Annotated in this window: 21 protein-coding genes and 1 riboswitch; of the genes, 8 read left to right on the top strand and 13 right to left on the bottom strand. The window is 70.7% G+C overall.

The genetic code is table 11. The features are described from left to right. Nucleotides 1-36 precede the first annotated feature (36 nt). Nucleotides 37-702 (bottom strand): O-methyltransferase, encoded by a 666-nt coding sequence (locus LG391_RS18285; protein ID WP_225769469.1) that lies wholly within the window; start codon nt 700-702, stop codon nt 37-39. 93 nt (nt 703-795) lie between these two features. On the opposite strand from LG391_RS18285, the gene LG391_RS18280 reads away from it, so the two are divergent. Beyond that, nucleotides 796-1,428, top strand: a complete 633-nt coding sequence (locus LG391_RS18280) for a TetR family transcriptional regulator (protein WP_225769468.1) — start codon at nt 796-798, stop codon at nt 1,426-1,428. An 80-nt stretch (nt 1,429-1,508) separates the two neighbouring features. On the opposite strand, the gene LG391_RS18275 is transcribed toward LG391_RS18280, so the two are convergent. Further along, nucleotides 1,509-2,705, bottom strand: a complete 1,197-nt coding sequence (locus LG391_RS18275) for a L,D-transpeptidase family protein (RefSeq protein ID WP_225769467.1) — start codon at nt 2,703-2,705, stop codon at nt 1,509-1,511. Between the two features lie 239 nt (nt 2,706-2,944). Here LG391_RS18275 and LG391_RS18270 point away from each other — a divergent pair, with 239 nt between their 5' ends. Next, on the top strand, nt 2,945-3,898 hold the full coding sequence (locus LG391_RS18270; protein WP_225769466.1) for a sugar-binding transcriptional regulator: 954 nt from the start codon (nt 2,945-2,947) through the stop codon (nt 3,896-3,898). On the opposite strand, the gene LG391_RS18265 is transcribed toward LG391_RS18270, so the two are convergent. From LG391_RS18265 to LG391_RS18255, 3 genes are all read right to left on the bottom strand, one after another. Further along, nucleotides 3,895-4,245, bottom strand: a complete 351-nt coding sequence (locus tag LG391_RS18265; protein WP_225769465.1) for a VOC family protein — start codon at nt 4,243-4,245, stop codon at nt 3,895-3,897. The genes LG391_RS18270 and LG391_RS18265 overlap by 4 nt on opposite strands. A 105-nt stretch (nt 4,246-4,350) precedes the next feature. Continuing rightward, on the bottom strand, nt 4,351-5,544 hold the full coding sequence (locus LG391_RS18260; RefSeq protein WP_225769464.1) for an NAD(P)/FAD-dependent oxidoreductase: 1,194 nt from the start codon (nt 5,542-5,544) through the stop codon (nt 4,351-4,353). Nucleotides 5,545-5,631: 87 nt separating this feature from the next. After that, complete coding sequence (locus tag LG391_RS18255) at nt 5,632-6,768, bottom strand: ribonucleotide-diphosphate reductase subunit beta (protein WP_255646723.1); 1,137 nt, start codon at nt 6,766-6,768, stop codon at nt 5,632-5,634. 1,050 nt (nt 6,769-7,818) lie between these two features. Here LG391_RS18255 and LG391_RS18250 point away from each other — a divergent pair. Next, nucleotides 7,819-11,028: a M10 family metallopeptidase C-terminal domain-containing protein gene (locus tag LG391_RS18250; RefSeq protein WP_304608512.1), complete on the top strand. Its 3,210-nt coding sequence runs from the start codon at nt 7,819-7,821 to the stop codon at nt 11,026-11,028. A 95-nt stretch (nt 11,029-11,123) separates the two neighbouring features. Here the strand turns inward: LG391_RS18250 and LG391_RS18245 are convergent, their stop codons facing one another. Beyond that, nucleotides 11,124-14,051 carry a ribonucleoside-diphosphate reductase subunit alpha gene (locus LG391_RS18245; RefSeq protein WP_225769463.1) on the bottom strand — a complete coding sequence of 976 codons (2,928 nt, stop codon included), beginning with the start codon at nt 14,049-14,051 and terminating at the stop codon, nt 11,124-11,126. A gap of 111 nt (nt 14,052-14,162) precedes the next feature. Then, a riboswitch (cobalamin riboswitch) is annotated at nt 14,163-14,352 on the bottom strand. A gap of 167 nt (nt 14,353-14,519) precedes the next feature. On the opposite strand from LG391_RS18245, the gene LG391_RS18240 reads away from it, so the two are divergent. Together LG391_RS18240 and LG391_RS18235 are read left to right on the top strand one after the other, a co-directional pair. Then, a complete protein-coding gene (locus tag LG391_RS18240) occupies nt 14,520-15,320 on the top strand; it encodes a potassium channel family protein (RefSeq protein ID WP_225769462.1) in 801 nt (266 codons plus the stop codon). Then, entirely contained in the window at nt 15,313-15,927 is a 615-nt protein-coding gene (locus LG391_RS18235) for an acetoacetate decarboxylase family protein (RefSeq protein WP_225769461.1), read from the top strand. Before LG391_RS18240 ends, LG391_RS18235 begins: the two co-directional genes overlap by 8 nt. 257 nt (nt 15,928-16,184) lie before the next feature. Here the strand turns inward: LG391_RS18235 and LG391_RS18230 are convergent, their stop codons facing one another. Then, nucleotides 16,185-16,688, bottom strand: a complete 504-nt coding sequence (locus LG391_RS18230) for an SRPBCC domain-containing protein (protein ID WP_225769460.1) — start codon at nt 16,686-16,688, stop codon at nt 16,185-16,187. Continuing rightward, the gene (locus LG391_RS18225) at nt 16,685-17,044 is read right to left on the bottom strand and encodes a helix-turn-helix transcriptional regulator (RefSeq protein WP_225769459.1); all 360 of its coding nucleotides are present in this window, start codon (nt 17,042-17,044) and stop codon (nt 16,685-16,687) included. Before LG391_RS18225 ends, LG391_RS18230 begins: the two co-directional genes overlap by 4 nt. Nucleotides 17,045-17,144: 100 nt before the next feature. Here LG391_RS18225 and LG391_RS18220 point away from each other — a divergent pair, with 100 nt between their 5' ends. Beyond that, nucleotides 17,145-18,056 carry a LysR substrate-binding domain-containing protein gene (locus tag LG391_RS18220; protein WP_225769458.1) on the top strand — a complete coding sequence of 304 codons (912 nt, stop codon included), beginning with the start codon at nt 17,145-17,147 and terminating at the stop codon, nt 18,054-18,056. 148 nt (nt 18,057-18,204) lie between these two features. Here LG391_RS18220 and LG391_RS35040 read toward each other — a convergent pair whose 3' ends face one another. After that, nucleotides 18,205-19,875 (bottom strand): DapH/DapD/GlmU-related protein, encoded by a 1,671-nt coding sequence (locus LG391_RS35040; protein WP_374200750.1) that lies wholly within the window; start codon nt 19,873-19,875, stop codon nt 18,205-18,207. 9 nt (nt 19,876-19,884) lie between these two features. Then, on the bottom strand, nt 19,885-21,159 hold the full coding sequence (locus LG391_RS18210; RefSeq protein ID WP_225769457.1) for an ABC transporter substrate-binding protein: 1,275 nt from the start codon (nt 21,157-21,159) through the stop codon (nt 19,885-19,887). A gap of 202 nt (nt 21,160-21,361) precedes the next feature. Between LG391_RS18210 and LG391_RS18205 the strand changes: the two genes are divergently transcribed. After that, nucleotides 21,362-22,405, top strand: a complete 1,044-nt coding sequence (locus LG391_RS18205) for a LacI family DNA-binding transcriptional regulator (RefSeq protein ID WP_225769456.1) — start codon at nt 21,362-21,364, stop codon at nt 22,403-22,405. Between the two features lie 358 nt (nt 22,406-22,763). Next, nucleotides 22,764-23,729 (top strand): OmpA family protein, encoded by a 966-nt coding sequence (locus LG391_RS18200; RefSeq protein ID WP_225769455.1) that lies wholly within the window; start codon nt 22,764-22,766, stop codon nt 23,727-23,729. A 60-nt stretch (nt 23,730-23,789) separates the two neighbouring features. On the opposite strand, the gene LG391_RS18195 is transcribed toward LG391_RS18200, so the two are convergent. The 3 genes from LG391_RS18195 to LG391_RS18185 all read right to left on the bottom strand — a co-directional run bounded on the left by LG391_RS18195 (nt 23,790) and on the right by LG391_RS18185 (nt 26,011). After that, nucleotides 23,790-24,146 (bottom strand): VOC family protein, encoded by a 357-nt coding sequence (locus tag LG391_RS18195; protein ID WP_225769454.1) that lies wholly within the window; start codon nt 24,144-24,146, stop codon nt 23,790-23,792. 73 nt (nt 24,147-24,219) lie between these two features. After that, nucleotides 24,220-25,023 carry a DUF6597 domain-containing transcriptional factor gene (locus tag LG391_RS18190; protein ID WP_225769453.1) on the bottom strand — a complete coding sequence of 268 codons (804 nt, stop codon included), beginning with the start codon at nt 25,021-25,023 and terminating at the stop codon, nt 24,220-24,222. A 7-nt stretch (nt 25,024-25,030) separates the two neighbouring features. Beyond that, nucleotides 25,031-26,011 (bottom strand): S1C family serine protease, encoded by a 981-nt coding sequence (locus tag LG391_RS18185; protein ID WP_225769452.1) that lies wholly within the window; start codon nt 26,009-26,011, stop codon nt 25,031-25,033. Nucleotides 26,012-26,040: the final 29 nt, after the last annotated feature.

The raw sequence follows: 26,040 nt of genomic DNA, 5'->3' as shown, positions 1-26,040 counted from the left end.
TATCGCCACCCGCCCCGATCCGGCAACCGGCCGGCTTCAGCCGAGCCGCATCGACAGCTCGACATCCTCGGCGAAGGGCGTGGACAGGTAGCCGCCGGCGGGCGAGCGGACACGCGCCAGGTAGTCGGGGCTGTCGTCGGCATTGTCGGCGACGACGAAGGCCCCCGGCCTGAGGCGGCCCTCGACCAGGTCCAGGATCTCGGGATAGAGCGCCTTGGCGCCGTCGAGCAGCAGCAGGTCGATCGTGTCTGGGAGGTCGGTGCGCAAGGTCTGCAGGGCGTCCCCCTCCCGGATCTCCACCAGGTCGAGGAGCTCGCCGGCCGTCAGGTTGGCCCGGGCCCGCGCCGCCTTGGACGGCTCGAACTCGGTGGTGATCAGGCGGCCGCCGCCATTGTCCCGCAGGGCCGCGGCGAGATGCAGGGTCGAGATGCCGAACGAGGTCCCGAACTCGACGATCATCCGCGCGCCGCAGCCCCGCGCCAGCATGTAGAGCAGCGCGCCGGTCTCCCGCGAGACGGCGAGAGGGAAGTCCTTCAGGCGCCCGTACAAGTCGAGATAGCCGGTCCTGCTCCGCATCAGGCGCTCCCGCTCCTCGGCGGAGAGGTCGGCCATCGCGGGGCTCGCCGCCGGCGACGCCGCATCGTCCTCCGCGAAGAGGCGGTCCAGCAGCGGCGCGAGCGGGGTGGTGGTCAGGGTGGTCATGCCGGTCTCCGGTCCATAGGGGTGCGTTCCTTGTGCCGGACGAGGAATACGACTAATTCGTCAGGTTCCCTATTCGCGTTGCCGCGCCCCCTGATGACCGACCGCCGAAGCGTCCGGATCTCCTCGCGAAAGCAGCCCCAGCAGGCCCGTTCGGCCGAGCTGGTCGCCGCGATCCTGGAGGCCGCGGTTCAGGTTTTGGCGAAGGAAGGCGCCCCACGCTTCACCACGGCGCGGGTGGCGGAGAGGGCCGGCGTCAGCGTCGGGTCGGTGTATCAGTACTTCCCGAACAAGGCGGCGATCCTGTTCCGGCTGCAGAGCGACGAGTGGCGGCAGACGACGGAGCTGCTGCGCGGCATCCTCGAGGACGTCGGCAGGCCGCCGCCCGAACGCCTGCGGGCCCTGGTCCACGCCTTCATCCGCTCGGAATGCGAGGAGGCCGGGATCCGCCTGGCGCTCAGCGACGCCGCCCCGCTCTACCGCGACGCGCCCGAGGCGCGGGAGGCGAGAGCGTCGGGGGACGGCATCGTCCAGGCCTTCATGCGGGAGGCGCTGCCCGACGCCCCGGTGGCGACGCGCGAACTGGCCGGCGACCTGATCACGACGACGCTGAACCAGGTGGGAAAGCGCTTCTCGGAGACGCCTCGGACCCCCGCGGAGATCGCAGCCTATGCCGACGTCATGGCCGACATGTTCTGCGCCTATCTCGCAGGCCTCGCGCACGCCTGAGGTGGGAGCGCGGCACCGCCTGATGACGGTCCTGGCCGTCCGGGGAGTCCAGTCGGCACCATGCCGCCGAGATCTACGCCCTACCCGCCCTGGGCCAGGGTGTAGACGTCCTCGCCGTAGCGGATGCCGCCGGTGGTGTCGGGATAGGCCAGGTAATAGGTCATCCGCACCGGGATCCGGCTGGGCACCCGGGCGAAATGGGTCTTGCCGGTGGCGATCGCGGCCTCCACCGCCGGGATGTCGGTGCCCAGCACCCAGGCGGCGAGGCCGAGATAGTTCTCGACCCGGATGCAGCCATTCGACACCGCCCGGTTGTCGGTGGCGAACAGGCGCCGGTTGTTGGTGTCGTGCAGATAGATCGCCTGGTCGTTGTCGAGCTCGAACTTGAGCAGGCCGAGCGCGTTGTCGTCGCCCGGCGGCTGCCAGAACTTCCAGCCCATGGTGCCGACCATGTCGGGCGGCACCTGGGCCGGGTCGAAGGTCTGGCCCTCCGGCGTCTTCACCACCACGCCGTGCTTGCGCATCTCGGTGTACTGGCCGGCCGCCATCAGGGCCTTGTACTTCTTGGTTAGGCCGGGCGGCACGGTCCAGTCCGGGTTGTACTTGACCGCGATCATGTTGGACTGGATCAGCGGCGTCTGGGTCAGGGGCGAGCCGACCACGGCGCGGGTGCGCAGCACCTCGACCCCGTTCTCGAAGGCGATGATCTCGGCCGTCGGCACGTTGACCGTGATCGACTTGCCGCGCGCCGGCGGAGGCTGCCAGCGGGCCAGGGTCTGGCGCAGCGACGCCGCCTCGTCCGCCGGGGTGAAGTTCAGCGCCCGCAGGGTGCGGCGGCCGACAACGCCGTCGTCGCGCAGCCCCCAGCGCGACTGCAGCAGCTTCACCCGCTGGGTCAGCGCCTCGTCATAGACCAGGGTGGCCGGCGCCACCGGGCCGATCAGCTCCGGCTCCGCCGTCGTCACGGCGGTCGCGGGGACCGCCTCGGATTGGGCAGGCTCGGCCGCCGCGGGCGCCGCGGCTTCGGGCAGCGCCACCCCCATGGCGTCGAGCCGCTGGCGCAGGAGCGGCACGCGCGGGTCGACGGCGCTGGGCTTGATGGTCCCGAGGGGAATGGCCGATGGCGCCGCGGCCAGCTCGGCCTCCGCCCGCTCCAGCGCCTGGCGCAGCTGGGCGTGGATCTTGTCCTCCGGCGGCACCGGCGTCGGCTTGGTCGCGGCCGTCGCGACATGCGGCGCCAGCGCCAGCGCCAGAACCAAGGCCCACCGAATCATCATCTGCCCCTTCGCTCGCCCCGCCGATCTTCCGGTCGGGCACATGCTTCCTTGCGGCCGGAATCGACCGCTTCGCCGCGCCGCGGTCAAGCCTTTCGACACGTGTCGGAGCAGGCATCATCGCCGCAGCGGTCCCGCCGGCGAACCGCAATCGCTGCACGCCACCGTTGCGCCGGACGCCCCGATCGGACGAGATGTTGCGGAAGGCCGCACAACGGCACGGAGCGTGGCGGATGCCGGGGATGGATCAGGCGGAGAGGAAGCGCGATCAGGCGGCGCGGGCGGCATGGCTGTCCTATGTCTCGGGCCTGACCCAGGACGAGATCGCCCGGCGGCTGAACGTCTCGCGCATGGCGGCGCAGCGCCTGCTGGCCTTCGCCGCGCAGGAGGGCATGGTCAAGGTCCGCATCGACCATCCGATCGCCGCCTGCATGGAGCTGGGCGAGCGCATCGCCCGCCGCCACGGTCTGCGCTTCTGCGAGGTGGTGCCGGCCGACCCGGTGGCGCCGGCCCAGCCCAACCTGCCGGCGCTGGCGATCGCCGGCGCCACCTGGATCGAGCGGCTGGTCGACACCGACACGCCGCTGGTGATCGGCGTCGGCAACGGCCGCAGCGTGCGCGCGGCGGTGGAGGAGATGGCGTCCTCGCCGCGGCCGCAGCACCAAGTGGTCTCGGTCACCGGCAACATCGCCCGCGATTCCTCCTACAACCCGTTCGACGTGGTGATGCGCCTGGGCGACCGGCTGGGCGCGCAGCGCTACCTGATGCCGGCGCCGCTGATCGCCGAGAGCGCCGAGGACCGCAAGGTGCTGGAGGAGCAGAAGCCGTTCCGCGAGATCATGGCGCTGGCGGCGCGGGCCGACGCGATCCTGATCGGCATCGGCCAGCTCGACGACAGCGCGCCGGTGCTGCACGACAAGGTGATCAGCCGCGCCGAATACGAGGCGCTGCGCCAGGCCGGCGCGATCGGCGAGGTGCTGGGCAACTTCCTCGATTCGGAGGGTCGGGTGCTGCCCTCGCCGCTGCGCGACCGGGTGGTCGGGCTGCCGCTCGACGCCGTCGCCCGGCGCCCGGCCGTCGCCATCGCCGGCGGCGCGGTCAAGGTGCCGGCGATCCGCGCCGTGCTGACCCGCGGCCTGCTGCAGGGGCTGATCACCGACGAGACCGCGGCCTCGGCGCTGGTGAGCCTGGGCTAGCCCGCCCGGCTCGGCACCGGATGGCGCGGTTCGTAGAGGCCGAGCCGGCCGCCGCCCGGCAGGTGGATGGCGGACAGAAGGCCCCAGCCCTCGTCGCTGACCGGCGCGCAGTCGACGCCCTTCTTGCCCAGCCGGGAGATCTCGGCCGTCAGGTCGTCGCACATCAGGAAGACCTCGTGCCGGTCGTTGGCCTCGGCGGGATGGCAGGCAATCTCGGCGGGCGGCGCCGCGAAGATCAGCCATCCGTCGCCGGCATCGACCGAGGCCAGGCCGAGGACGTCCCGGAAGAAGGCGCGGTCCGCCTCGGCGTATCGGGTGTAGATCACGACGTGAAGACCGGTCAGCATCGGTCCCTCCATCGATGGATGGCGCATGCCCATTCAACCGGCCCGCCGGGATCGATGTTCCGCCCGCCCGGCGTCGATGCGGCGGCCGGTGGCATGCGCCGCCCCTCAGCGGAACCGCTGCGGCGGCGCCTGGATCACCGGTGCGGCCGCGTCCAGGATGGCGCGCCGGTCCCCGGTCAGCGGCGGGTAGATGCGCTGGCGGTTGATGACCTGCTTGGTCTGCTTCGCGGCCGCGCCCTGCGCCACCACCTGCCGGTCCCAGCCTTCGGTGTAGACGGCGCCCCATGAGCCGAGGTCGAGGATGGTGGTGTACCAGTCGATCCGCATCGGCAGCAGCGGCCGGCCGAGCAGGTCGGCGACCGCATTGTAGCCGCCGAAGCGGCCCATCGGCCGGCCATGCTGGCACGACATCACCGAGGCGTGACTGCCGTCGACCATCGCCCGCGCCGAATCGCCGACGGCGAACTCGGCGTCGAGGCCGATGATCTTCAGGGTCGGACCGACCGGCAGCCGGCCCAGCCGGTCGCGATCGACCGGGAACTGGGCGGTCAGCGAGCTGGCCCGCATACCGGCGCACCAGATCACGGTCGCGGCCGGGATCGCCTCTCCGGTCGACAGCGTCGCGCCGCCCGCATCGATGGCGGCCACCGACACGCCCATCCGCGTCTCGACGCCGAGCGCGGCCAGGGCGGTCTCGATCACCGGCCGGGCGCTGTCGCCCATGTCGGAGCCGACCTGCGGCGCGCGGTCGGCCAGGATCACCCGGCCCGCCGTCCGGAGCCGGCCCACCATCTCGGTCGCGACCTCGATGCCGGTCAGGCCGGCGCCGACGACCAGGACGGTGTCGCGCCCCGGCGCGGCGGGACGCCCGCCCAGCCCAGCCAGATGGTCGGCGAGGCGGCGGGCGCCGGCGAAGGTGTCGACGTCGAAGCCGTGCTCGGCCAGTCCCGGAACCGGCGGGCGGACGAGGCAGCTGCCGAGCGCGAAGACCAGGCGGTCATAGGGCAGCGCCGGCCCCTCCCCCGAGACAGCGACGCTGCGCCGCGCGAGGTCGATGCCCGTCACCTCGCCCTCGACCCGGCGGACGCCGATCGGGTCGAGCACCGAGGCCAAAGGCACGCGGATCGCATCGAGATCGGCCTCGTAGTTGCGCACGCGGATGCAGTGCCAGGCATCGCGGTTAACCAGCGCCACCTCGACCCGGTCGGGCCCGATCCCGAATTCGTCGAGCGCCCGCGCCGCCCCGGCCGCGGCCCACAGCCCGGCGAACCCCGCGCCCAGGATCAAGATGCGCTGCATCCCCCCGCCCTCGCCCGCCGGTCCGGCCGGAACCCTAGGACCGGCCCGGGCCGGAGGCAACGCCGCCCTTCGGCTGAACGCGGGAGATCAGTCCCAGCTGAGCGCGCCGCCGTTCTGGTATTCGATCACCCGGGTCTCGAAGAAGTTCTTCTCCTTCTTCAGGTCCATCGCCTCGGACATCCAGGGGAACGGGTTCTCGGCCTCGGTGAAGACCGGGGCCAGGCCCAGCTGGGCGCAGCGGCGGTTGGCGATGACGTGCATGTACTGCTCGCATAGCGCCGCGTTCAGGCCGAGGAAGCCGCGCGGCATGGTGTCCCGGCCGTAGGCGGCCTCGAGCTCCGCCGCCTCGGCCAGCATCCGCCGCAGCTCCTGCTGGAACTCCGCGGTCCAGAGATGCGGGTTCTCGATCTTGATCTGGTTGATGACGTCGATGCCGAAGTTCAGATGGATCGACTCGTCGCGCAGGATGTACTGGTACTGCTCGGCGATGCCGACCATCTTGTTGCGCCGGCCGAGCGACAGGATCTGGGCGAAGCCGGTGTAGAACCACATGCCCTCGAACACGACGTAGAAGGCCACCAGGTCGCGCAGGAAGGCCTGGTCCGCCGCCGGCGTGCCGGTCTTGAAGGACGGGTCGGACAGGTTGCGGGTGTAGTCCAGCGCCCAGGCCGCCTTGTCGGTGATCGACGGCACCTCGCGATACATGTTGAACAGCTCGCCCTCGTCCAGGCCCAGGCTGTCGACCACGTACTGGAAGGTGTGGGTGTGCACCGCCTCCTCGAAGGCCTGGCGCAGCAGGTACTGCCGGCATTCCGGGTTGGTCAGGTGGCGGTAGATCGCCAGCACGATGTTGTTGGCGACCAGCGATTCCGAGGCGGCGAAGAAGCCGAGGTTGCGCTTCACCGCCCGGCGCTCGTCCTCGGTCAGCCCGTCGCGCGACTTCCACAGCGCGATGTCGGCCTGCATCGAGACCTCGGTCGGCATCCAGTGGTTGTTGCAGCCGGCCAGGTACTTCTCCCACGCCCAGCGGTACTTCATCGGCAGCAGCTGGTTGACGTCGGCGCGGCAGTTGATCATCGCCTTGTCGTCGATGCTGACCCGGCCGCCGGACCGGTCGATGGCGCCGAGGCCGGTGGCGTCGCCCGCGAGATCGGCTGCGGACGCGTCGGCCCGCTTCACCCGGATCGGCGCGGCGGGGGTGTCGGACCAGTCGAGCATGGTCATGGGTCTGGGCTCACGGTTGTGATGGTCGGGGTCCTCGGCTCGGCACCGTGAACGTCGAGGTCTCGGGCGGCGACGCAGGGTCGATGACCCTACAAGATGTTGCCGAATGCGGCAAGTGTCGCGCTAGGTGTTGTGGCGCTGGGATCCCGAGACCGCGGCCGGCCGGCCCCGAGGCGCCCCTGCCGCCCGAAGCCCCGCCAGGCGACGCGAAATCTTCCGCATCGTCCAGGTTTCCCGAGATCCCGCCGAAGCCGGCGATCGGAATCGCGACGACAACCAGGTTGCAAAAGAAAAGTAAGTCATATTGTCAAGACAACAGCCTTGTCTCAAATGACATATCCTGGCGCCTTCAAGGCATCTCGCGATTTTGAATCTAATTTCAGATAATCTCCAAAATATCGAGACGCCCTTCTCGGCAACATCCGGCCCGTGCTCTGGACAGCACTCGTATGCACACCAACGAAGGATCCGGATTCAACCGGAAGCGAAAGCATTTTTTGATTGCGGCGGCCGCTACATTGCCGAAGGATGACGGCCAGAGGTGCGCAGACAGTCGAGATGCTGAATCGCGCTTCACCTCTCGTTTGAGGGGTGGAAGAGCCATGACGTGGTGCCGTTGCCGTCGGCGTCCGTCAAGAAATGGCCGCAGCGGTCGGCCGAGTGACGCGTGTCGTTTCTCGGCCCGGTGTGTCGACGGACTGCGAACCGCAAACAGGGGGACATCGACAACCATGAGCATCATATCCACGTCGGGACTGCCGCGGCGCCGTTCCTTGGTGTCCGCATCGATTCCGACGGGTTCCGCATCGTCCCCGCCGGCGCAGGAGCCGTTTTCGGGACGATGTCAGCGCCGTGATGCCCAGGGCGCGACGCGGACGCGCTGAAGGCGAGCGGCGGGCAAAGCCCGGCGCCAGCTGACGAAACCTTGATCGCCAGACGCTGATACCACGGCCAAAGCTGTCATGGCCTCCGTGAACGGGATCCGATTCGCCGCCGAGCGCACCGACCCGAGCCGGGCCCATGCCAGGGCCGCCATCAAAGGGGGAACACATGTGCGTCCTATGCCAGATGGGCTACAGCCGAGAACATTCCACCCCGACAGGACAGGCGAGCGCCGGATCGTTCACGCTCAGCCCGGAAGACCTCCAGAACTGGCAGAACATCGACCAGACTCCGGACAATCCTTATAACAAGGACACCAATTACGAGACGTATCTCGACTATCTGGGGGCGCTGCAGCGCCCGCTGACGCCCGAGATGGCGCAATCGCCGATCGTGGTGAACCTGTCCGAGCTCAGCGACCATCCCGACTATCTGGAGGCCGCCATCGGGGCGCTGGAGATGTGGTCGGCGGTGACGCCGCTGCAGTTCGAGATCGTCACCGACCGACCCTTCGACCCGAGCACCGACTATCTCGAGGTCGTCAGCCCGGAGGTGGGCGAGGAGGACGACGGCAGCGCCTATTCCGCCGGCCGCTATGTCAGCGTCGGCCAGCGCTTCCACGACACCGAGCCGAACAAGACCGAGCCGGGCGGCTACATCTTCAACACCTTCATCCATGAATTCGGCCATGAATTCGGCCTGAACCATCCCGGCTTCTACAACTACGGCGGCCCCGGCGGCCCGCAGATCACCTATTACAACGACGCCAAGTGGGTCTACGACCAGCAGCAATATTCGGTGATGTCGTATTTCGACAGCATCGACACCGGCGGCACCACAGCCTGGACCAACACCACGCCGGGGATCGCCGATATCGAGGCCGTCATCCGGCATTATTTCTCGACGGTGACGGACGGCGTGCGGACCTATCAGGACATCCAGCTCAACACCGGCGACGACGTCTACGGCTTCGGCAGCACCCGGCTGGGCTACACGCTGACGGCGGACGGGCCGACCCATGACATCGGCTTCGTGATCCACGACACCGGCGGCCACGACACGGTCGACTTCTCCGGCTCGACCAGCAGCACCATCCTGGACCTGCGCGAGGGCCGCTTCTCCAGCGTCAACGGCCACGCCAACAACGTCGCCATCTTCGACGGACACAACGCCGACGCGACCGAGTACTACATCGAGAAGGGCGTCGGCAGCGCCTTCGACGACATCATCCTGGGCAATGACGGCGAGAACGAGCTGCTCGGCGGCGGCGGCGACGACCGGATCGACGGCGGCAACGGCGCCGACGAGATCCATGGCGGCGACGGCGACGACCTGATCGTCGGCGGCGCCGACAGCAACGATAGCCGCGACCGCAACAACACCTTGCCGGTCATCACCGGTCCGGACAGCAACGATGGCGACGACCGGCTGTATGGCGAGGCCGGCAACGACACGATCAATGCCGGCAAAGGCAACGACCTCCTCGACGGCGGCGCCGGAGATGACATCCTGCGCGGCATGGAAGGCATCGATGTCTTCCACGGCGGCGCCGGCAACGACACGGTCGATTTCAGCCTGGAGAGCCCGTTCCAGCTGCTGGTCAACCTGGTGACCAACGTCGCCAGCGGCGGCACCGCCTCCGGCGACACCTTCTTCAGCGTCGAGAACCTGATCGGGTCGGACGACCGCATCGACCGCTTCATCGGCAATGACGCCAACAACTACTTCCTCGGCCTCGGCGGCGGCGACGTCCTCAGCGGCGGCAACGGCAACGACAAGCTCGAGGGCGCCCGCGACGGCGACGTGCTGAACGGCGATGCCGGCAACGACCGGCTCATCGGCGGCGCCGGGGCGGATTACCTGGACGGCGGCGACGGCGTCGACACCGCCGACTACACGCTGGACGAGCGCCAGCCGATGTTCGGCCCGCCGCGGACGCCGGCCACCGAGGGCGTGACCGTCAACCTGCAGACCGGCACCGCCAGCGGCGGCGACGGCGAAGGCGACACCACGACCACGCATCAGTTTGACAGGCTGGTGAACATCGAGAACGTGATCGGCTCGAAATTCGCCGACACCCTGATCGGCAATACCGGCAACAACGTGCTCTCGGGCGCTGCGGGCGACGACGTCCTCGCCGGCGGCGGCGGCCAGGACACGCTGAACGGCGGTGCCGGCCGGGACATGGCGGCCTATTACGGCAGCACCACGGGCGTGATCGTCTCCCTCGGCGTGGCGAGCTCGCATCCCGAGACCTTCGTCTCGATCGAGGGCCTGGCCGGCTCCGGCCACAACGACCAGCTCACCGGCGATGCCGGCGATAACCGGCTTGTCGGCCAGGGCGGCGACGACGTCCTCACGGGCGGCGGCGGGAACGACGCGCTGGATGGGGACTTCATCCCCTTCCCGGTCACCGGCGTCGGCACGGGCGATGGCTATGCCACGCTGGCGCCGGGCGCGACCAACAACTCCACGGCAACCGCCCATGACCTGACCGGCAACTTCACGCTGGCCGCCGATGCCGACATCGTCAACGCGACCACCCTGGCGCATTCGACGGTCAACGCCACCGGCAACGGCGAAGGCGGATACTACAAGCTGACGGTGAATGCGGGGACGGTCATCACCGCCGATCTCGACCACACCTCGGACGGGCTGAGCGACAGCTTCCTGTGGCTGGTGCGGGCCGACGGCACCGTGGTCGCCTTCAACGACGACGGCGGCAACGATCCGGGGTCGAGCCGCCGGACGGATTCGGCGTTCAGCTTCAAGGTCGCCGAGACCGGGGACTATTACATCGTGGTCGGGCAGTACAACAACGACACGGGCGAGCCCGAACAGACCGTTCCCGACGGCGCCACCTACGAGCTGAACGTCTCGGTGACGCCGCCGCCGCCGGTGATGCCGAATATCGGCGTGGCCGGGAACGACACGCTCGACGGCGGTGCCGGCAACGACACGCTCTACGGGCGTGCCGGCGACGATGTCCTGAACGGCGGCGCCGGGGCGGACGTCCTCGACGGCGGCACCGGGAAGGACACCCTGTCCGGCGGCGACGGCGCCGATCGCTTCAACTTCTCGGCGGCCGGCGACAGCCGGGTCGGCGCCAACGCCGATCGGGTCACCGATTTCAGCCATGCGCAGGGCGACCTCATCGATCTCTCCGCGATCGATGCCGACACCGGCGCGGCGGGGGACCAGGCGTTCACCTTCATCGGCACGGCGGGCTATTCGAACCATGCCGGCGAGCTGCGCTTCGCCTCCCTGTCCACGACCACCACGACCATTGCCGGCGACATCGACGGCGACGGCGTGTCGGACTTCCACATCACGCTGACAGGGCGTGTCGGCCTGGTGGCGGCCGACTTCGTGCTCTGATCGGCCCACGACCGGGAGAATGACTGAGGCGGCGGGGGAACCCGCCGCCTCTTTTCATGTCGCGGGACGCCCGAAGACGGGATCCGCGATGCCTGCTACTGGCAGGCTTCGCAGGTCGGGTCGTCGATCGGGCACACCATCGGCGCGCCGTCGGTCAGCGTCAGCTCGTCGGCCGCCGCAACCGGGGCCGCCGGCGCGGGCGCCGCGACGGCCGGGGCGGCCGCGACCGGCGCCGGGGCGGAGACGGCGTTGAGCTTGCCGTCGGTGCCCTTCAGCGTCGACTTCTCGACATGGGTCGCGCTCATCGCCCGCAGGTAGTAGGTGGTCTTGAGCCCGCGCTTCCAGGCCAGGCGGTAGAGGGCATCGAGCTTCCGGCCGTTCGGGTTGGCGATGTAGAGGTTCAGCGACTGCGCCTGGTCGATCCATTTCTGCCGCCGCGCCGCCGCCTCGACCAGCCAGGAGGCGTCGATCTCGAAGGCGGTGGCGTAGAGCGCCTTCAGGTCGTCCGGCACCCGGTCGATGGCGCCGAGGCTGCCGTCGAAATACTTCAGGTCCGAGATCATCACCTCGTCCCACAGACCGAGCGCCTTGAGGTCGCGGACGAGGGCGGGATTCACCACCGTGAAGTCGCCCGACATGTTGGCCTTGACGTAGAGGTTGCGGAACGCCGGCTCGATCGACTGGGCGACGCCGCAGATGTTGGAGATCGTCGCGGTCGGCGCGATCGCCATGGTGTTGGAGTTGCGCATGCCGACCGTCCGCACCCGCTCGCGCAGGCCGCTCCAGTCGAGGGTCGAGGACGGGTCGAGGTCGAGCACGCCGCCGCGCGCCTCGGCCAGGAGCTCGACGGAGTCGATCGGCAGGATGCCGCGGCTCCACAGCGAGCCGTCGAAGGACGGGTAGCGCCCGCGCTCCGCCGCCAGGTCGACCGAGGCGGCGATGGCGTGGAAGCTGATCACCTCCATGCTCTCGTCGGCGAAGCGCACCGCGGCCTCGGAGGCGATCGGCAGGCGCAGCGCCTGCAGCGCGTCCTGGAAGCCCATGATGCCGAGCCCGACCGGCCGGTGGCGCAGGTTGGACCGGCGCGCTTCCGGGATGGTGTAGAAGTTGATGTCGATGACGTTGTCGAGCATCCGCATCGCGGTGCGGATGGTGCGTTCCAGCCGTGCCCGGTCGAGGCCGCGCTCACCAACATGGTTGGCGAGGTTGATCGAGCCGAGGTTGCAGACCGCCACCTCGTCGTTCGAGGTGTTCAGCGTGATCTCGGTGCACAGGTTCGAGGAGTGCACGACGCCGACATGGCCCTGCGGCGAGCGGATGTTGCAGGGGTCCTTGAAGGTCACCCAGGGGTGGCCGGTCTCGAACAGCATGGTCAGCATGCGCCGCCACAGGTCGAGCGCGCGGACCTGCTTGTGCACCCGGATCTCGCCGCGCGCGGCCTTGGCCTCATAGGCCTCGTAGGCGGCCTTGAAGGCCGGGCCGTACAAATCGTGCAGGTCGGGCACCTCGTCCGGCGAGAACAGGGTCCAGGGGCCGTCGGCCTCGACCCGCTCGAGGAACAGGTCGGGCACCCAGTTGGCGGTGTTCATGTCGTGGGTGCGGCGCCGGTCGTCGCCGGTGTTCTTGCGCAGGTCGAGGAATTCCTCGATGTCGACGTGCCAGGTCTCGAGATAGGCGCAGACCGCACCCTTGCGCTTGCCGCCCTGGTTCACCGCGATGGCGGTGTCGTTCGCGACCTTCAGGAACGGGACGATGCCCTGCGACTGGCCGTTGGTGCCGCGGATATGGGCGCCCAGGCCGCGCACCCGGGTCCAGGCGTTGCCGAGGCCGCCGGCATATTTGGAGAGCAGCGCGTTGTCCTTCACCGACTTGAAGATGCCGTCGAGGTCGTCCGGCACCGAGGTCAGGAAGCAGGAGGACAGCTGCGGCCGCGGCGTGCCGGCGTTGAACAGCGTCGGCGTCGAGCACATGAAGTCGAAGGAGGAGATCAGGTCGTAGAACTCGATCGCCCGCGCCTCGCGGTCGATCTCGCGCAGCGCCAGCCCCATGGCGACGCGCATGAAGAAGGCCTGCGGCAGCTCGAAGCGGATGCCGTCCGTCTGCAGGAAGTAGCGGTCGTAGAGGGTCTGCAGGCCGAGGAACTGGAACTGCAGGTCGCGCTCCGGCTTCAGCGCCGCGGACAGCCGGGCCAGGTCGAAGCGGCCGATCTCGGCGTCCAGGAGGCCGACGGCGATGCCCTTCTTCACATAGGCCGGGAAGTATTCGGCATAGCCCTCGGCCATCTCCGCCTGGGTGGCGCGGGTGGGCCGGCCATGGACGAAGGTCAGCGCCTCGTGCCGCAGCATGTCGAGAAGCAGCCGGGCGCTGACATAAGTGTAGTTCGGCTCGGTCTCGATCAGGGTGCGGGCGGCCATGATCGGCGCCAGGGCCAGCTCGGCCTCGCTGATGCCGTCATAGAGGTTGCGCCGGGTCTCGGCCAGGACCGGGCCGGGCTCGACATCGGCCAGCCCCTCGCAGGCCTCCTCCACCAGCCGCGCCAGCCGCGCCTGGTCCAGCGGCGCACGGCTGCCGTCGGCCGCGGTGACGTGCAGCGCCGGCGCGACCGGGGACGCCTCCGCCTTGGCCGCGGCGGCGGCGCGCTCGCGCGACCGCTCCTCGCGGTACAGCACATAGGCGCGGGCGACCTTGTGGTGCTCGCCGCGCATCAGGGCGAGTTCGACCTGGTCCTGCACCTCCTCGATGTGGAAGGTGCGGCCATGGTCGGCGCGGCGGGTCAGGGCGGCGACGATCTGGGCGGTCAGCCCCTCGACGATGTCGTGCACCCGGCGCGAGGCGGCGGCGCCGGAGCCCTCGACCGCCAGGAACGCCTTGGTCAGCGCGACCGAGATCTTGCTCTCGTCGAAGGCGGTGACGGCGCCGTTGCGGCGGATCACCTGATAGGCCGGCTCGGCGGCGGCGCGGGGCGCTGCCGGGACGGAGGGTGCGCCGGCGAGGGCGCGATCGGATTCCTGGATGGCTGACATCGGCAAACCCCATGATCGTGTTGGGGCTTGGGCCGACGGACGCGGAGTCGACGTTGCGCCGGCATGCCGGCGCAACTCGACCCTCGCTCCATCGGGACACCCCGCCCGAGGACGCTGTTCTCGATCACGGGCTCGGTCTCCTGGCTCGCGGGAATCGCCCTTCCGCCTCGCCTTCCCGGCCGGTCGCCCGGCCAGTGACTGGCGACGGAAGCGCTCTCCGCTTACAGTTGCGGGGACAGCCCCGGCCTTGCCGATGACTCGGCGCACCGGATTCCCGGACGCCCGTGATGTCTAGATATAGACGTCCGTCCGCCGGTTTCCGTCAATCCCTAGTTGGGCCCGCCAGCAACTTCGCAATCCAAGTTCGTTTTCGACTCCACCGATGCAATCCCGGAATCGCGCCGGCGCGGCCCGGCGGCGTCCGGTTCGGCGTGGAGGCGGGCGGGCGCTTCCGGTACAGAGGTGGGGATGACGCCGATCGACTCCCCCGCCCCGCCGGGCCGGTTCGCCCGCCTGAGGGGCGTCCTGCGCGCGCTGTATCACGGGCGCAGCCCCGAGGCGATCCACTTCCGCCTCGGCGTGCTGGTGATCGATTTCGCGATCATCGCCTTCTTCATCGTCGCGCCGGTGCTGCGCGACACGGCCGCCTTCCTGGCCATCGACTATGCCATCGCCGTGCTGCTGGCCCTCGACCTCGTGGCGCGGGCGGTGTCCTGGCGTGGCCTCCGCAGCTGGATCCGCCAGCCGATCGTGTGGGTCGACCTGTTCGTGCTGGCGACGCTGCTGGCGCCGCAGCTGCTGTTCAACCTGGGCTTCCTGCGGATCCTGCGGCTGTGGAGCCTGTTCCACAGCGAGTTCTTCTGGTCGACGGTCGGCCGGCGCTACGACGACACGCGCTGGGAGGACGTCGCCCGCACCCTGTCGACCCTGGTCACCTTCGTCTTCGTGGTGACCGGCTTCGTCTACACGGGCTTCGCCGGGACCGACAGCGGCGTCGAGGGCTATGTCGACGCCCTCTATTTCACCGTGGCCACGCTGACCACCACCGGCTTCGGCGACATCACCCTGCCCGGCACGGCCGGCAAGCTTCTGTCCATCGTTACCATGATCGTCGGCATCAGCCTGTTCGCGCGGCTGGCGCAGACGCTGTTCCGGCCGAACAAGGTGCAGTTCGACTGCCCGACCTGCGGGCTGCAGCGGCACGACCCGGATGCGGTGCATTGCAAGGCCTGCGGAACGCTGCTGAAGATCCCGAACGGGGATGACTGACGCCCCGGCCTATCCGCCGCCGCCCTGGCGGCTGCGCGGCACGGTACGGGCGGCGCTGTGGCGGGTGCCGCTGGCGGCGCTGCCGGGGCCGCTGCCGGACGGGGCGCGGCCGCTGGGCTGGGGGCGGTCGGCGCTGCTGGCGACGGTCTGGGCCGAATGGCTGCCGGGCGGCGACCTGGCCTATGCCGAGCTGGTGGTCGCGGTGCCGGTGCGGCTGGGACGGCGGATCGGGGTCACGGTCACCGCCGCCTGGGTCGACAGCCCCGCCTCGCTGGCCGGCGGCCGGGCGCTGTGGGCGATCCCGAAGCGGCTGGGCCGGTTCGAGACCGCGGGCGGTCGGACCGAGCTGTTCGCTGCGCAGCGGCCGGTGGCGGCCTTCACGGACCGGCCGGGACGCGCCCTGCCCCTGCGCCTGCCTTTCCCGCTGCGGGTGCTGCAGCCGGACGGAGCGGGCGTGCGGATCACGCGCGCCGCCGCCACCGGCTGGCCGCGCTTCGGCGGCCCCGGCTGGGAGTTTCCGCCGGACGGGCCATTGGCCCTGCTGGCCGGCCGGCAGCCGTTCATCGCCCTCACGCTGGCAGAGGCCGAGGCGCGGTTCGGGCTGTGACCGGCCTGCCCGCCTGATCGGCGCCATCCGGCTGCGGCGGCTCGACCCAGAAGGGCAGGTCGGCCAGCTCGCGCGGGGTCATGGCCAACAGCGCCTCGGCGCCATCCGGCCGGCGCCGGAGGTCCCGGCGCCGCAGGAAGGAGAACATCGCAGCCTCCTTGGAAGATCCTCTCCAAGAGATAGATCCGCGGGCCGGCGGCTGCGATGGACAGTGTCTCTCCAGGTCTGTAGAAAATCTCCACAGATCTGATGGCTGCTCAGCGAGCGGCCAGCGCCTCGTCCAGCTTGTCGAAGGTGCCGCCCCAGCCCTCGGTCATCGAGTCCAGCATGCCGGCGAAGGCCTGCCGCTCCTCACCGCTGGCGTCGAGCGGCGTCCAGACCAGCCGAATCCGGGTGCTCGCCCCCTCCTCCGCCAAGGTCACGGTCGACAGGATCCTGAGCGGCCAGGGCCCGCCGAAGGGTGACTCGACGATGTTCGCCTGCTCGTCCGAGAAGGAGTGCTCCCAGACCAGGCGCGACGGCTCGACCACTTCCCGATAGACGAACTTCACCCACATCCGGCCGCCGTCGGGCCGGTCCATGCGGGCATGCATCATCCCGCCCGGCCGCAGATCGAGGGTCTTGACGGTGGTGGTGACGCCCTTGGGGCCGAACCACTGCGACATCAGCCCGGCGCTCGTCCAGTGCTGCCAGACCCGGCTGCGCGGCGCGTTGAACAGGCGGGTGATGACGAATTCGGCATCGGCGGCGGCGGTTCTCATGATCGATCGTCCTTCTGCGGTTCGGGCTTCGGGTCGGCGTCCGCTTCGAGCAGCGCCTCGAGGCGGTCGAAGCTGTCGTTCCAGAGGTTCCGGAAATGGTCGAACCATTCGACCGTCTCCTTCAGCGCCAAATGGTTGAGGCGCCGCGGCCGCGACTGGGCGGCCTGGCCGCGCTCGATCAGCCCCGCCCCCTCCAGCACCTTCAGATGCTTGGAGATGGCGGGCTGGCTGATCCGGAACGGGGCCTGCAACTGCGACACTGTGGCCTCGCCTTGCGACAGGCGAAGCAGGATGGCGCGGCGGGTCGGATCGGCGAGCGCGGCGAATTTCAGGGTGAGCGAGTCTTCTAAAACCATATGGTTATATAACCAATCAGATATTTACGAGTCAACGCCTCTCGGCCCGCCGGTTGCGGCGGCGCTGGACAGCCCGCCTTCCGCCGCTCAAAGAAGAGGCATGGCCTCGCCTTTCCCGATTCCGCTGAATGCGCTGCGTGCCATCGCGGTGGTGGCGCGCGGCGGCTCGCTGTCGGCCGCGGCGAAGGAGCTGGGGGTGACGCCGGGCGCGGTCAGCCAGCACATCCGCCGGGCCGAGGCGCGGCTGGGCGTGACGCTGTTCGAGCGCACCCCGACCGGGCTGGTGCCGACGGCGGAGCTGTGGCGGATCCGGCCGATGCTGGACGCCGGCTTCCGCATGCTGGCCGACGCGATCGCGGCGCTGGCGGTCGAGCGCGCAGGCATCCTGACGGTCACCACCGGCAGCGCCTTCGCCGCGCGCTGGCTGGTGCCGCGGCTGTCGCGCTTCACCGGCGCGCATCCGGAGATCGAGCTGCGCTTCGTCGCCACCGCCGAGGTGCTGGACCTGGCGCTCGGCGACATCGACTGCGCCATCCGCATGGGCCGCGGCGGCTGGACCGGGGCGCTGGCCGAGAAGCTGATCCCGCAGACCGTGTTTCCGGTCTGCGCCCCGGCGCTGGCGCCGAAGCTGAAGCGCCCGGCCGACCTGGCGACGGTGCCGGTGATCCGCGACGAGGGCTCGCTGATCTCCTGGGCCGAATGGTTCGCCGCCGCCGGGGTGGCGTCGCCGCCGCGCCTGTCCGGCCCGTCCTACACCGACCCGATCCCGGCGCTGGAGGCCGCGGTGGCCGGCCAGGGTGTGTTCATGGCCTGGCAGCTGATCGCCGCCGACGCGCTGGCCGACGGGCGGCTGGTCCGCCCCTTCCCGATCGCGGCGCCGACGGAGATCGCCTACTGGTTCGTCACCACCGAGGCCCGGGCGCGGCAGCGCAAGGTGCAGCTGTTCCGCGCCTGGCTGGAGGCGGAACTGACGGCCAAGCGGGCGCGCCCGGTCTCGGGCGTATGGGGGTGAGCCTCACGTGGCGAGCCCATACGGGATCGTCATTGCGGGCGCAGCGAAACAATCCAGGGCCGCTCGCCGTGGCCCCTGGATTGCTTCGTCGGCTTCGCCTTCTCGCAATGACGGTTCTCGAGAGAGTCCGATCGCCTGTTCGTCCGCCTCACTGTCCCGGCCAAGGGATCCGGTCGGCCGGCAGGGCCGGGCCCCAGCGATGCACGCCGACCAGCCGGAATCTCGCGGCATCGGCCAGGCCGAGATGGGTCAGGATCAGGGCGACGATCGACAGCCACATCTCCGTCCCCTGCAGCCCCGGCGCCTCGCCGCGGCTGAAGGCGAAGCCGCGGCCGGGCGTGTAGTGCCGGAGCGCGGCGGCCAGAAGGTGGCGCAGCGCCTCCGCGATCTCCGCCGCGCGATGGCCGGCCTGGCGGGCGCAGAGCATCAGCGGGTGCACCACGTCGAGCACGTTGCAGGCGTTGAAGCCGGTGTGCCCGAACCCGCCGGTGCGGCGGAGATGGGCCAGGACGGAATCGATCGTCCGCTCCGGATACGGCAGCGGCAGGCCGAACTGGGCGTAGGTGCCGCGGGTCAGCCGGTAGAAGCCGTTCACCGGCTGCAGCCAGTCGTCGCCGACCGGTCCGCTCCACAGGCCGGTGGTGACGCCGGCCCGGGTGGTCAGCCAGCCGATCAGCGTGATCAGTTCGCCCGGATCGCCGAAGTCGCGAGCGTTGAAGTAGTAGGCCGTGCCCAGCGCGTCGACCCAGGCGCCGGAGGACCAGCCGCGTTCGGCCCAAGGCAGCCCGTCCAGCGCCCGCTGCAGCGCCGCGGGGTCGAGCCGCGAGGCCCAGGCGACGGGGTGGCGGAAGCCGGCGCCGAGGCACTCCAGCGCATAGCCGACGCAGAGGATATTGTAGAGATTGTCGCCGCCGGGATCGGCCGGCGGGTCGCGGCGGATCGCGTCCGGCGTGTCCGGGTTGAAGCACAGCCCGGTCGCCGGATCCTGCAGCGCCTGGAGGCGGGCGATCCACGCCGCGCGATCGAAGGGCGGCGGCACGGCGCCGAACATCGCGGCGATCTGGATCGCGTCGCAATCGGCCCGGAACGGCGCTTTCCCGGCGTTGCGCGGATCCTGGTACCAGGAGGGCTGGCCGGGCGGCGCCGCCTGGGCGGCGAGGATCGCCGGCCACTCCTCCCCGATCCGCGCGTCGAACTCCCTGACCTCCTCCAGCAGCGCATCGGCCGGGGGCGCCCCCCGCGGCCGGCGCCGGTCGCGGATCACCCGGGCGGGGTTGCCGCCGACCAGCGCGTAGTCCGGCACGTCGCGGGTGACCACCGCCCCGGCGGCGACGATGCAATGGCTGCCGATCCGCACCCCGTCGGTGATCACGGCATTGGCGCCGATCCAGACGTCGTCGCCGATCTCGATGCCCTTGGTGGACACGCCCTGCTGCGCGATCGGCGTCTCCGGATCATCCGAGACATGGTCGAAGCCGGCGATCATGGCGCCGGCGGCGATGCGGACCCAGGAGCCCATCCGCACCTGGCCGATCACCGAGCAATGCAGGTTGAAGGAGCAGTGGTCGCCGGCGACCAGTTGGCCGTGCAGGCGCACCCCGGCGGCGACGAGGCAGCGGTCGCCCAGCGTCAGGCTTTCGGGGAAGATATAGGCCTGGGGCGACAGGTAGCAGGCCTCGCCGAGCGTGAGCGGCAGGCGCTGCGCCAGCTGGGCGACGAAGGCCGCCTGCACCCGGCGCTGCGCCTCCGTGGCCTGGCTCTCGAAACGCCAGGGGTGGGAGTCGAACTCCTCCACCGGGCGGGCGTCTGGGATCGGCATCGGATCTCCTCAGAGAATGCCGCTGGCGTCGGCGACCAGCTGGGCGGCGCCATCTGTGACGGAGGCGGTGCCGAAGGCGACCGTGTCCGCCACCCGCTTCAGCACCCGGCCGAACTGCTGCGACCCCTTGGGCGGGGGCGGCGGATAGGGGCCGACCTTGTCGGCGATGAAGTTGACATAGTCGACCGTGGCGCGCTCCACCGGCCTGAGCGTCGGCAGGATCAGCTCGCGCGTCGCCGGGGCCATGGGCACGCCGCGCTCCACCCCCAGCACCTTGGCGGCCCCGGGGTCGCTGAGGAAGAAGGCAATGAAGCCGGCCGCCGCGTCCGGCGCCTTGCAGCGGGCGTAGATCGACCAGCAGGAGGCCGGCCGGTAGAACTGGCCCGGCTTCGCCCCGGGGCCGCCATTCGGATACATCGTCAGCGCCAGCGGCGCCGTGGTGGCGGACTGCATGCCGACGATCTGGTTGGAGAAGGCCAGGCTGGTCGCCGCCTTGCCCTGGATCAGCGGCATCTGGGTGATGGTCGAATCCGGGCTGAGCGCCGCGATGTCGGCCGGCACGCAGCCGCCGCGCCTGCGCATCCTGTCCCAGTAGCTGAACCACTCCGCGGCGTGGTCCCGGCCGAAGCCGAGCGCCCGGTCGGCGGTGAACAGCTCGGCGCCGCGCTGCCGCAGCCAGACCTGGAAGGCGAAGCCGTAGCCGCTGGCGTCGCAGGAGCCCCAGTACTGGTCGCGCCTCGCCGCCTTGGTCAGCTCGACCATCCGGTCGGCGTAGTCGTCCCAGCTGGTCTCGTGGTCCGGCGGGGCGATGCCGGCCGCCTTGAACACGGCGGTGTCATACATCAGGGCGAAGGAGTTCAGGCCGTGCGGGATGCCCCAGACCTTGCCGTCGAGGGCGCAGAGGCCGAGCAGGTCGCGGCTGACGCCGGCGGTGTCGATCGGCTGCGGCATCAGATCGTCGAGCGGCAGGGTGGCGCCGCGCTGGACGAAGTCGGCGAAGCTGCCGGGCTCGAGCTGGAAGATGTCCGGGGCGCTGCGCCCGACCAACTGGGTGGCGAGCTTGGGGAAGTATTCGGCGTTGCTGACCTCGCCCACCAGCTCGGCGCCCCGCGCCCTGGACTGATACAGCTTCAGCACCTCGAGCGTGCGGCGGGTGCGGTCGTCATTGCCCCACCAGACGACGCGCAGCCGCGCCGATTCGGCCCGAAGGCCGGCCGGCAGCGCCGCCCCCGCCAGCCCCAACGCCCCGGCCAACACGGATCTGCGCCCGATCGGAGCCGACATCGCGCCCTCCCCTGCCTGGTTGCCGATGATCCGGACGGTTGTCCCCGCCCGAGAAGTAACCAATTGGTTACAAGTGAACCGGGGAATGCGCCCGCTGTCAATTCGCAATGCACCCCGGCCGGACCGGCCGATCGCCCCCCTTGGCCCGCACCGCCGTTCCGGGGCATCGTCGGGGCATGATCCAGGATTCCGAGATCCGGCCGTGAGCCGCAGCCGCAGCCTGCCGCCGGCGCCCGAGGACGGGCGGCCGCGCATGGCCGACATCGCCCGCATCGCCGGCGTGTCGGTGGCCACGGTCAGCCGGGCCCTGGCCGGGTCGCCGCGGGTGACCGGGGAGACGCGCGAACGGATCGAGGCGGCGGTGCGCGACACCGGCTATGTCGTCAACCGCATGGCCCGCAGCCTGCGCCTGCAGCAGGCGCGGCAGGTGTTCGTGATGGTGCCGAACATCGCCAACCCGTTCCACGCCTCGGTGCTGCTGGGCGCCGAGGAGGCGGCGGTGGCGGCCGGCTTCCACGTGCTGATCGGCAACACCGCCGGCGACCCGGCGCGGGCGGAGGAGCATGCCCGCCAGCTGCTGACCGGCGCGGTCGACGGCATGCTGCTGCTGGGCGGCCGGATGCCGGATCCGCTGAAGGCCCCGGCGCTGCAGCGGCGCCTGGTGGCGGTGATCGAGCCCGTGGCCGCCCCCGGCGTGCCGGTGGTCGAGATCGACAACCGGGCCGGCGGGCGGGAGGCAACGCGGCACCTGATCGCGCTGGGCCACCGCCGGATCGGCCATATCGGCGGCACCGCCGCCACCACGGCCACGCCGAGGCGCTTCGCAGGCTATAAGGAAGCGCTGGCCGAGGCCGGGCTCGAGCCGCAGCCCGAGCTGGTGCGCTACGGCACCTTCTCGATCGCCACCGGGGCCGAGGAGATGGCGGAGCTGCTGGCGCTTCCGGAGCCGCCGACCGCCGTGTTCTGCGGCAGCGACGAGATCGCCATGGGCGCGATCCGCACCATCAAGCAGGCGGGCCTGCGGGTGCCGGAGGACGTCTCGATCGTCGGCTTCGACAACATCTACTTCGCCGCCGTCACCGACCCGCCGCTGACCACCATCGACCAGCCGGCCCGGCGGCTGGGCTTCGAGGCGATGCGCCTGCTGGCCGACCGCCTGGCCGGCGTCGCCGGCCCGAAGCGCGGCGTCGAGGTGCCCTACCGCCTGATCGTCCGCGCCAGCACCGCCCCGCCGCCGCGGCGCTGAGCCTGCCGCGCCGGCTGATCGACCCATTGCACGGCAACCGGCCGGCCTGACGCGGAGTCGAGCCGGATGGGCGGCCCCGATCGCCCGCCGGGAGCCGCGCCGCAGGGCGCCGGCGAGCGATCCCGGCACGGTGTTGCCGGACGGCCCCGCTGCTGTCGAACCCGCCAGTCCGGCCTTATGCCTGGCTTTCGCCCCTCTCGGCCCCTCCCCCCCTTGTGACGGATCGGTGACGGTTCAAGGTGCGACAATGCCGCTGCGCGCCATTTTGGCATACATTCAAGAACGTATGCGTCTGTATCGTCTGACCCGGGACGAGATTCGAGACCGAAATCCTATCGAGAAATCCGTGGAGTCAGGAATGACCAGACGCATCGTCTTCGCCGCGGGGGCAGCCGCGCTGCTGGCCGCGACGCCGGCCATGGCGCAGCAGGTGAGCGGCCTCTATGTCGGCGCCGGAGCGGGCGCCAACTTCCTCCAGGGCAACGGCCTGAACAACGACGACTACGATGTCGGGCCGGCCGGCAACCTCTATGTCGGCTACGGCTTCGGCAACGGCTTCCGCACCGACCTGGAGGCGAGCATCCGGGAGAACAGCCACGACGGCAACAACCACCAGACCACCTACGGCCTGATGGCGAACGGCTACTACGACTTCGACTTCGGTTCGCCCTTCGTGCCGTATATCGGCGCCGGTGTCGGCCTGGCGCTGGTCAATGCCGACTTCAACCCGAGCGGCCCGGGCAACTACTTCAGCTCGACCAAGGCGCAGTTCGCCTATCAGGGCATCGCCGGCGTGGCCTACAACTTCGCGCCGAACCTGGCCGCCACCCTTGAGTACCGCTACCTCGGCAACACCGGGCCGGTCTTCAAGGACAACGGCGTCCGGATCAAGTCGGACGACGACAACAACCACAGCGTCCTGGTCGGCCTGCGCTACACCTTCGGCGCCGAGGAAGCGCCGCCGCCGGTGGAGCAGGTCCAGCAGGTCACCCAGGCCCGCAGCTACCTGGTGTTCTTCGACTTCGACAGCTCGAAGCTGACGCCGGAGGCCACGCAGATCGTCGGCTCCGCCGCCTCCGACGCGCTGCAGGGCAGGAGCACCCGGATCGACGTCACCGGCCACACCGACCGGGCCGGTTCGGACAGCTACAACCAGGCCCTGTCGCAGCGCCGGGCCGAGGCGGTGCGCCGCCAGCTGGTGGCCGACGGCGTGGCCGACAGCATGATCGTCACCCGCGGCGTCGGCGAGGCCGATCCGCTGGTCCCGACCGCCGACGGCGTGCGCGAGCCGCAGAACCGGCGGGGCGAGATCGTCGTGAACTGAGAGCCCACAAGGGTCCAGGGATGTCGGAAGGGGGCTTCGGCCCCCTTCCCTCTTTTGGCGCTACCGGTCGGACCAGACCGCGAGCTCGTAGCCGTCCGGGTCGTGGAAGTGGAAGCGCCGGCCGCCGGGGAAGCTGTAGATCGGCTTCGTGATGCGGCCGCCCGCCTGCTCCAGCCGCTCCTGGACGGCGGCGAGGTCGTCGGCGTAGAGGATCACCAGCGGGCCGCCGGCCTTGGCCGGGCCGCTGCCCTGGGCGAAGCCGCCCTTCAGCCGGCCGTCGTCGAACTCGCAATAGGCGGGGCCGTAATCGGTGAAGCTCCAGCCGAAGGCGCGGCCGTAGAAGTCGCGCGAGCGCGGAATGTCGGCGACGGCGAACTCGATGTAGTCGATGCGGCGGTCGTTGCCGGGGCTGGCCATGGGGCCTCCTTTCTTCAACTCTCGGCGTGAGGGTCGCACTGTCCTGACGCCCCGTCTTGAACGGAACGGCCAGTCAGGCCGCCGCGCGCTCCTCCGCACCGGCGGCGAGCTGGCCGAGGATCGCGACCGGAGTCAGGCCGCACAGCCGCCGCGCCTCCCGCGTCAGATGCGCCGGGTCGGCATAGCCGGCCGCGGCGGCCAAGGCCGACAGCCCCGGCTCTTCCCCTGCCGCCGCCAGCCGCAGGAAGCGCTGGAAGCGCAGGATGCGGTCGAGCGTCTTGGGGCCGTAGCCGAAGGCCTCGTGGCAGCGCCGCCGCAGGCTGCGCTCGCTGATGCCGAGCCGGTCGCGCAAGGCCGCCAGCCCGGCCTCCTCCGTCCCGCGGCCGAGCCAGCGGAAGGCCAGCGCCATCTCCGGCGCCGGCGGGCCGATCTCCGGCGCGATCCGCGCCAGTCCGGCCTCGAGCCGCGCCATCCGCTCCACCATCGTCCGCGCCTCACCGATCCGGTCGGCCAGGTCGCGCGCCCAGGGCCGGCCAAGCTCCTGCAGATCCGGCTGCCGGCCGGTGATCTCCGACATCGGCAGGCCGAGCCAGCGCATCGCGGCGCCAGGCCGGAAGCGGACGGCGACCACCGGGTCGCCGGGCGGCAGCACGGGATGGGCGGCGGTGACGTCCGGCCCGGCCACCACCAGCCTTCCGCCGACCCACAGCAGGTCGACGCAGCCGTCGGGCACGACCGCGACCGGCAGGGCCGGGCCCTGCGGGATCACATGGACCCAGCGGCACAGCAGATGCGGCGCCAGCTGCGGCGCCGGCCGGGCCTCGCGATAGAGGCCGGCGCGCTTGGCCAGGATCGGCATGCCGTCGCCGGGCCGCATGCCGCCCCTAGTGCAGCTTCGCCGATTTCAGCACGCGGGCCCGGTCGGCCGAGCGGACGCTCACGTCGAACACGTCGCCCTCGCGGTCGAGCGTCAGCGGCACCTCGACCCCGGCCTCGCCCAGCGCCCAGACGGCGCGGAAGAAGCCGGCCAGTTCGGTGACAGCCTCGCCGTCGACAGCGAGCACGGCGTCGCCCTCGCGCAGCCCCGCCCGCCGGGCCGGGCCGTTGCCGGCGAAACCGACCACCACCACCCGGCCCTCATCCTCGGTCGCGAACAGGCCGAGCCAGGGGCGCGGCGGCGTATCGGGGCGGCCGAGCGTCGCCAGGTCGTCGAAGATCGGCTGCAGCAGGCCGATCGGCACCACCATGTTCAGCGGCAGCACCCGGCCGCCTTCCGCCTGGTGCTGGATCTGCAGCGAGCCGATGCCCAGCAGGTCGCCGGCCGGGCCGATCACCGCAGTGCCGCCCCAATGCGGATGGGCGGGCGCGGTGAACATGGCATCGTCCAGCACGTATTCCCAGTATCCCGCGAATTCCTGGCGGGCGACGATCCGCCCGGCCAGCGACCGGCGGCGGCCGCCGGCGCCGGCGATCACCACCTCGGTCCCCGGCTCGGCGCTGCGGCCGTAGCCGGGCTTCAGCGCGCGGACACCGAGCGGCCCCAGCGCCTGGACGAGGCCGAAGCCGGTCGCCTGGTCATAGCCCAGCACATGGCCGGGCACGACCCGGCCGCTGTTGGTGGTGAGCCACACCTCCTCGGCCTCGGTGATCAGGTAGCCGATGGTCAGCACGATGCCGTCGTCGCGGATCACCACGCCGTTGCCGGCGCGCTCGGTGCCCAGCGTGCCGGCGGTGAAGGCGTCGGCCGGGATGCGCGCGGTCAGGCCGACCACGGCGTCGAGCGCCCGGTCGAGATCGAAGACGTAGTCGTCGGGGTCGGGCTGCGCCCGGACGGGCACTTCCCAGTCGTCCGGTCCGAGGGCCATCGCGGCCTCCATGGTATCGGGCGGGATAG

Source organism: Inquilinus sp. Marseille-Q2685 (assembly GCF_916619195.1).
Lineage (GTDB): Bacteria > Pseudomonadota > Alphaproteobacteria > DSM-16000 > Inquilinaceae > Inquilinus.
The sequence above is the reverse complement of the archived record's forward strand: the minus strand, read 5'-3'. Positions and strand labels throughout refer to the sequence as shown.